Below are 6,847 nucleotides of genomic sequence, written 5' to 3'. Positions count from 1 at the left end.
CGCCATGGACGCTCTGCGTCCACTGTGACGCGGAGCGTCACGGGATGCATTCCCACGCAGAGCGTGGGAACGATCAGGTTGGAATCAATAATCGAAGAACACCGTCTCAGCGTCGGTGCCCTGCAGGATCACATTCCACTGGTACACACCGGACGCATCCTGCTTCGCCAGCAAGGTGCTGCGACGTTCAGCCGGCACACATTCCAGCAGCGGATCCGCCACGTTGGCCGGTTCGCCGTCAAAGTAAATCCGCGTCAGCAAGTGCTTCACCAGCCCGCGAGCAAACACCAGCACCACCAGATGCGGCGCCTGAGTCGTGCCTTTCAGGCCTTCCACCTTGCCCGGCTTGATCGTGGTGAAACGGAAGCGCCCTTCGGCATCCACCGGCACCCGGCCAAACCCTTCGAAGTGCGGGTCCAGGGGTTTGTCCTGATCGTCTTCGGGATGGTCATACTTGCCGGCGGCGTTGGCCTGCCAGACTTCCAGCATTGCGTCGTTGACGATGTCGCCGTTGCCATCAATCACTTGCCCGGTGATCGCCACGCGCTCGCCGAGGGTTTGCTCGACGGTCAGGTCTTCGCGGTTCAGCCAGGTCAAACCGATGTGGTAATACGGTCCGACGGTGTGGGATGTGGTCGCGTTCAGCGTCATCTTATTTCTCCATCGGCGTGGCTTCGCGGCCGCGCAAGACGATGTCCCAGCGATAACCGAGGGCATAGGAAGGGATGGTTTTTTCCAGGTCGAAACTGGCGATCAAACGCTCTTTGGCGCTGGTATCCGGTACGCAGTTGTAGATCGGGTCATACGCCAGCAGTGGGTCGCCCGGGAAATACATCTGCGTGACCAGCCGCGTCAGAATGCTCGGCCCGAACAGTGAGAAATGGATGTGTGCCGGGCGCCATGCGTTGTGGTGGTTGCCCCACGGATAGGCGCCGGGCTTGATGGTCTGGAATTGATACCAGCCATCGGCGTCGGTCACGGTGCGGCCAGTGCCGGTGAAATTCGGGTCCAGCGGTGCGTCGTGCAGATCGCGATCATGGTTGTAGCGACCGGCGGCGTTGGCCTGCCAGATTTCCACCAGAATCCCCGGCACCGGCAAACCATCTTCATCCAGCACGCGGCCATGAATGATGATGCGCTCGCCCAGTGGCTCGCCCTTGTGCTGGGCGGTCAGGTCGTTGTCCTGCGCTTGAATGCGCTCGGCACCGATGGTCGGACCGGTAATTTCCGACAGCGAATGGGGCAAAAACACCAACGGCTTGGACGGCGAGCGACGGTTGGTGGATTGATAGGCCGGGTGCAGGTACTCCGGCTGGGTGCCCTCTTGCGGGCGGCGGTAACCAGGCTTGTCAGTCATGAAGCACTCCTCAGTTCTTATTAGTCACGCTACGCGTCAGACCCGTTCGATCGCCAAGGCCAGACCCTGGCCGACGCCGACGCACATGGTCGCCAGACCTTTCTTGCCACCGGTCTTTTCCAGCTGATGCAGCGCGGTCAATACCAGGCGCGCGCCGCTCATGCCCAACGGATGGCCCAAGGCAATGGCGCCACCGTTGGGGTTGACCTGGGCCGCATCGTCCGCCAGCCCCAGTTCGCGCAGCACCGCCAACCCCTGGCTGGCGAAGGCTTCGTTGAGTTCGATCACGTCGAAATCGCTGACGGCCAGGCCGAGACGCTCGGTCAATTTGCGCACCGCCGGCACCGGGCCGATGCCCATCACCCGGGGTGCGACACCGGCACTCGACATGCCCAGCACTTTGGCGCGGGCAGTCAGGCCGTGCTTTTTCACGGCGTCGGCCGAGGCCAGGATCAACGCCGCTGCACCGTCGTTCACCCCGGAAGCATTGCCGGCGGTGACGGTTTTGTCAGGACCGTTGACCGGTTTGAGTTTGGCCAGGGTTTCCAAGGTGGTGTCGGCGCGCGGATGCTCATCCTGGCTGACGACACTTTCCCCTTTCTTGTGGGCAATCCGCACTTCAACGATTTCTTCGGCGAAAAATCCTGCGGCTTGCGCGGCGGCTGTCCGCTGCTGACTGCGCAGTGCGAAAGCGTCCTGATCCTCGCGGGAAATTTCGTAATCGTCAGCCACGTTGTCGGCGGTCTGCGGCATCGCATCCACGCCGTATTGGGCTTTCATCAACGGGTTGATGAAACGCCAACCGATGGTGGTGTCTTCCAGCTTCATGTTGCGCGAGAACGCCGCATCGGCCTTGCCCATCACGAACGGTGCGCGGGACATCGACTCGACGCCGCCAGCAATTGCCAGCTCCATCTCGCCACTGGCGATGGCGCGGAACGCCGTGCCGATGGCATCCATACCCGAGGCGCAGAGGCGATTGAGGGTCACGCCCGGAATGGTTTCCGGCAGGCCCGCCAGCAACAACGCCATGCGCGCTACGTTGCGGTTGTCTTCGCCGGCCTGGTTGGCGCAACCGAGGAACACCTCGTCCACTGCGCTCCAGTCCACCGACGGGTTGCGCTCCATCAGCGCCTTGATCGGCACGGCGGCCAGATCGTCGGCACGAACCGCCGACAAGCCACCGCCGAAACGGCCGATGGGGGTGCGAATCGCATCGCAGATATAAACGTCACGCATCAGGCTTCTCCCGGTGCTTGGCCGTGGGCGGCGGCGGTGCGGGCTTCCAGATCACGCAGCGCCTTCAGTTCGACTTCGGTCGGCTCGGCAGTGTTTTCAACATTTTCTGCAAAACGAACAGCCCAACCGGTTGCGGCGGTCACTTGCTCGCGGGTCACGCCCGGGTGCAGCGCAGTGACCACGAATTCATGGGTGCCGACTTCCGGTTCCATGATGCACAGGTCGGTAATGATGCCGACCGGACCGGCGCCCGGCAGGCCGAGACGCTTGCGCGAATCTCCGCCCTCGCCATGGCCGACCGAAGTAATGAAATCGAGTTTGTCGACAAAGGAACGCGCCGACTGCTTGAGGATGATCAACACGCTTTTCGCCGAACCAGCGATCTCTGGCGCACCGCCGGCACCCGGCAGGCGGACTTTTGGTTGATGGTAATCGCCGACCACGGTGGTGTTGATGTTGCCGAAGCGGTCGACTTGCGCGGCGCCGAGGAAACCGACGTCGATACGCCCGCCCTGCAACCAATAGCGAAAAATCTCACCGGTCGGGACGACAGTGTCAGCGGTTTCCGCCAACTCGCCGTCACCGATCGACAGCGGCAGTACGCTTGGCTTGGCACCAATCGGACCCGATTCATAGATAAGGACTACATCCGGCGAGGAAGTCAGACGCGCCAGGTTGGCGGCTTTCGACGGCAGGCCGATGCCGACGAAACACACCGAACCGTTTTTCAAACGACGGGCAGCAGCGACGGTCATCATTTCATTGGTGGTGTAAGTCATTACTTGGCCTCCGAAGCAGCGGCCAGCTTGGCCTGGAACTCGCTGAAGTCAGCGCAGCCGTGGATGTACTCGTTGATCCACGCAGTGAAGGTTTCACGGTCGCGGGCAATCGGGTCCCAAGCCTGGTAGAAACGGTTATCGCGCTCGTTGTAGCCGTGAGCGTAGGACGGATGCGCGCCGCCAGGGACGTGGCAGACCGCGCTCAACGCCCAGGTCGGCAGAACGCAGGCGTTCATCGGTGCATTAAGGTCGTCAACGATTTCTTCGACGGTAACGATGCAGCGCTTGGCGGCCAGTGCGGCTTCTTTCTGCACACCGAGAATGCCCCACAGCAGCACGTTGCCTTTGCGGTCGGCTTTCTGCGCGTGAATCACAGTGATGTCCGGGCGCACCGAAGGCACGGCCGCCAATACCTCACCGGTGAATGGGCACGTGACAGTTTTGATCAGCGGGTTGACCTTCGGCAGGTCGGAGCCGGCGTAGGCACGCAGCACCGCGAACGGTAGGCCGGAAGCGCCAGCGACGTAGGCGTTTGCCAGGTCAGCATGGCTGTGCTCTTCGATTTCCAGCGCGTGCGGCCACTGTTTCTCGACGGCGTCACGCAGTCGATGCAGCGAACCGACGCCCGGGTTGCCCCCCCAGGAGAAAATCAGCTTGCGAGCACAACCGGCGCCGATCAACTGGTCGTAGATCAGGTCAGGCGTCATCCGCACCAGGGTCAGGTCTTTCTTGCCCTGGCGAATGATTTCGTGACCCGCCGCCGTAGGGATCAGGTGAGTGAAGCCTTCGAGCGCGACGGTATCGCCGTCGTTGACGAATTGCTTCACCGCGTCGTGCAGCGAAAGGATTTCAGCCATGGGGCAGGCTCCCGTTTTGTTATGAACCGACAGTGGAAGAAAAAGGGCGCGATGCGCAGCGCCGGAGTGACTGAAGAGTAAGCCCCTGAAAAACGCCAAACAATCCGATAATCGACTGAGTGTTCGTTTATCGAACACATTGTTGTCTGCCTACCGATCTCCACACTGATCGATCAAAAGCATCGCGAGCAGGCTCACTCCCACAATTGACCGCGTTCTCCTGTGGGAGCGAGCCTGCTCGCGATGAGGGCCGCAGGCTCAACGAAAAATCAGACGCCTCTCCTCAAGTCGCATCCGCATGGCTGACCATGCCCTTGATCACCACCGCCGTGGTCGCCAATGCCGCTGGAATCACCAACGCCGTGAGTACTTGCTCGAAGTTCCAGCCCAGCCCCAGCAGCGTTGCGCCCATCCACGCACCGAGAATCGCGCCGAAACGGCCAATCCCGAGCATCCACGACACCCCGGTCGCCCGCCCCTGCGTCGGATAAAACCGCGCCGCCAGTGAAGGCATCGCCGATTGCGCGCCGTTGACGCACATCCCGGCCACGAGCACCAACGTCGCCAACAGCGTGATGTTGCCCAGGCTCTGCCCTACCGCGTAGGCAAACACCCCGGCGAACAGGTAGAAAATGCCGATAACCTTGTGCGGATTGAACCGGTCCATCGCCCAGCCCACGCCCACCGCGCTCAATACCCCGCCAAACTGGAACAACGCACCGATGAATGCCGACTGCTCCATGCTCGCGCCACTGTCACGCATCAGCGTCGGCAGCCAACTGGTCAGCAGATAAACGATCACCAGCCCCATGAAGTAGGTCAGCCACAGCAACAAGGTGCCCGTGCTGTAGGTGCCGGAGAAGATCACCGCGAACACGTTGCGAGCCTTCACGGTCTTCTGTTCCGGCACGCTGAAGCTGGAAGCCTGGGCGACGACGATTGGATCGATGGGCGCCAGGGTCTTGCGCACTTTGTCAGTGCCGCGATTGCGGACGACGAGGTAGCGCGCCGATTCCGGCAGCCAGAACAGCAATACGACGGCGAGGATCAGCGGCAAGATCCCGCCGATCAACAGCAGGCTGTGCCAGCCAAAGGCCGGAATCAGTTTCGCGGAAATGAAACCGCCGCCCGCCATGCCCAGGTTGAAGCCGCAGAACATGCTGGTCACCAGCAGGGATTTCTTGCGCTCCGGGGTGTATTCGGACAGTAGCGTCGTGGCGTTCGGCATGCCGGCACCCAGGCCCAGGCCTGTGAGGAAGCGCAGCACCAGCAACTGATCGACGTTGGTGCTGTAAGCCGAAGCCAGGCTGAATGCGCCGAACAACAGCACCGCGCCCACCAGTACGATTTTTCGCCCGAAACGGTCAGCCAATGGGCCAGAACCCAGTGCGCCGAAGACCATGCCGATCAGCGCCGCGCTCATCACCGGGCCGAGACTGGCGCGGTCGATGCCCCAATCCTGAGACAGGGCTGGGGCGATGAAACCCATGGCCGCCGTGTCGAGGCCATCGAGGAAAACAATCAGGAAACACAGGATCACCACTCGCCATTGGTAGCGCGAAATGGGTTGAGCATTGATGAAGGACTGCACGTCGAGGCAGTTTCCTACAGCAGACTGGGGCTGGTTCATTATTTTTATTCCACGCAAAGAACGCAGTCGGATAGGAGCCAGCCAAGGCTGGCGCTGCCGCGACATTAGTGATCTTGGGGAAAGAGCGTCAATTCGATAAACACGACTCTGTGCGTTTATCGAACAGCTTAGGCGAAGAGTTGCGCGCTGAGGTCGCGGCTCGCGCTCAGAAGGCCGGGCAGGAAACGTTGTTCCAGCTCATTGCGGCTGACTCGGCCGGCGTGAGTACTGACATTGAGCGCCGCGACCACTTGGCCGGAAGCGTCGTACACCGGAACGGCAATCGAGCGCAAACCTTGTTCCAGTTCCTGATCGACGATGCACCAACCTTGCTGCCGCACCTCTTGCAGGCATTCGAGCAACGCCTCGGGGGTGTGCAAGGTTCGGCTGGTCTTGGCTTGCAGCTCGGCATGGTCGAGGTACTCGCCCAGTGAAGTATCATCCAGCGCCGCGAGTAGAATCCGCCCCATCGAAGTGCAATAGGCGGGCAGACGTCCACCGACCGACAGATCGACGGAAATCAGTCGCTGGGTGGTAGCCGAACGAGCAATGTACAAGATGTCATCGCCTTCCAGAGTGGCCATGTTGCAGGCTTCATGAAGTTGCTCGCTCATCCGATCCAGGTAGGGCTGGGCAGAAACCGCCAAGGGCGTCGAGGACACGTAGGCATGGCCAAGGGTCAGCACTTTAGGCAGCAGCGAATAGGTTCGACCGTCGGTGGTGGCGTAGCCGAGTTTGATCAGCGTGTGCAGGCAACGTCGCACAGCGGCGCGGGGAATTTCCGTACGGTGGCTGATCTGGGCGATGGTGAGGTGACGTTTACGCTCCTGGAACGCTTGCACCACGGCCAGGCCTCGAGCCAGGGATGTCATGAAATCCGGGTCGCCGGTCATTGCCTGGATCCGCTTGGCGGGCGAGGCAACGATCGGCGGCGCCACTGAAGCGAAGGAATTGCGCATTTGATCGTTCATATAAGGTCCTTTTC

The 6,847-nt window shown here is 61.3% G+C and carries 7 protein-coding genes; all 7 read right to left on the bottom strand.

Annotated features, from left to right (window positions below; all coding sequences use genetic code 11):
* Nucleotides 1-84: 84 nt before the first annotated feature.
* The gene (gene pcaG / locus AC3WP4_RS25220; protein ID WP_102616307.1) at nt 85-651 is read right to left on the bottom strand and encodes a protocatechuate 3,4-dioxygenase subunit alpha; all 567 of its coding nucleotides are present in this window, start codon (nt 649-651) and stop codon (nt 85-87) included.
* A gap of 1 nt (nt 652) precedes the next feature.
* Entirely contained in the window at nt 653-1,357 is a 705-nt protein-coding gene (gene pcaH / locus AC3WP4_RS25215; RefSeq protein WP_074874186.1) for a protocatechuate 3,4-dioxygenase subunit beta, read from the bottom strand.
* A gap of 36 nt (nt 1,358-1,393) precedes the next feature.
* Nucleotides 1,394-2,599 carry a 3-oxoadipyl-CoA thiolase gene (gene pcaF, locus AC3WP4_RS25210; protein ID WP_173860494.1) on the bottom strand — a complete coding sequence of 402 codons (1,206 nt, stop codon included), beginning with the start codon at nt 2,597-2,599 and terminating at the stop codon, nt 1,394-1,396.
* Nucleotides 2,596-3,375 (bottom strand): CoA-transferase subunit beta, encoded by a 780-nt coding sequence (locus AC3WP4_RS25205; protein WP_102616305.1) that lies wholly within the window; start codon nt 3,373-3,375, stop codon nt 2,596-2,598. The genes pcaF and AC3WP4_RS25205 overlap by 4 nt, the downstream gene beginning before the upstream one ends.
* Nucleotides 3,375-4,232: a CoA transferase subunit A gene (locus tag AC3WP4_RS25200; protein ID WP_074874180.1), complete on the bottom strand. Its 858-nt coding sequence runs from the start codon at nt 4,230-4,232 to the stop codon at nt 3,375-3,377. Before AC3WP4_RS25200 ends, AC3WP4_RS25205 begins: the two co-directional genes overlap by 1 nt.
* A 283-nt stretch (nt 4,233-4,515) precedes the next feature.
* Nucleotides 4,516-5,862, bottom strand: coding sequence for a 4-hydroxybenzoate transporter PcaK (gene pcaK, locus AC3WP4_RS25195; protein WP_074874177.1), 1,347 nt, complete (start codon nt 5,860-5,862; stop codon nt 4,516-4,518).
* A 128-nt stretch (nt 5,863-5,990) separates the two neighbouring features.
* The gene (gene pcaR, locus AC3WP4_RS25190; protein WP_074874175.1) at nt 5,991-6,833 is read right to left on the bottom strand and encodes a pca regulon transcriptional regulator PcaR; all 843 of its coding nucleotides are present in this window, start codon (nt 6,831-6,833) and stop codon (nt 5,991-5,993) included.
* Between the last annotated feature and the right edge of the window lie 14 nt (nt 6,834-6,847).

Source organism: Pseudomonas sp. FW305-20 (genome assembly GCF_058788075.1).
Note: the sequence above shows the minus strand (reverse complement) of the source record. Positions and strands in the feature narration are given on the sequence as shown.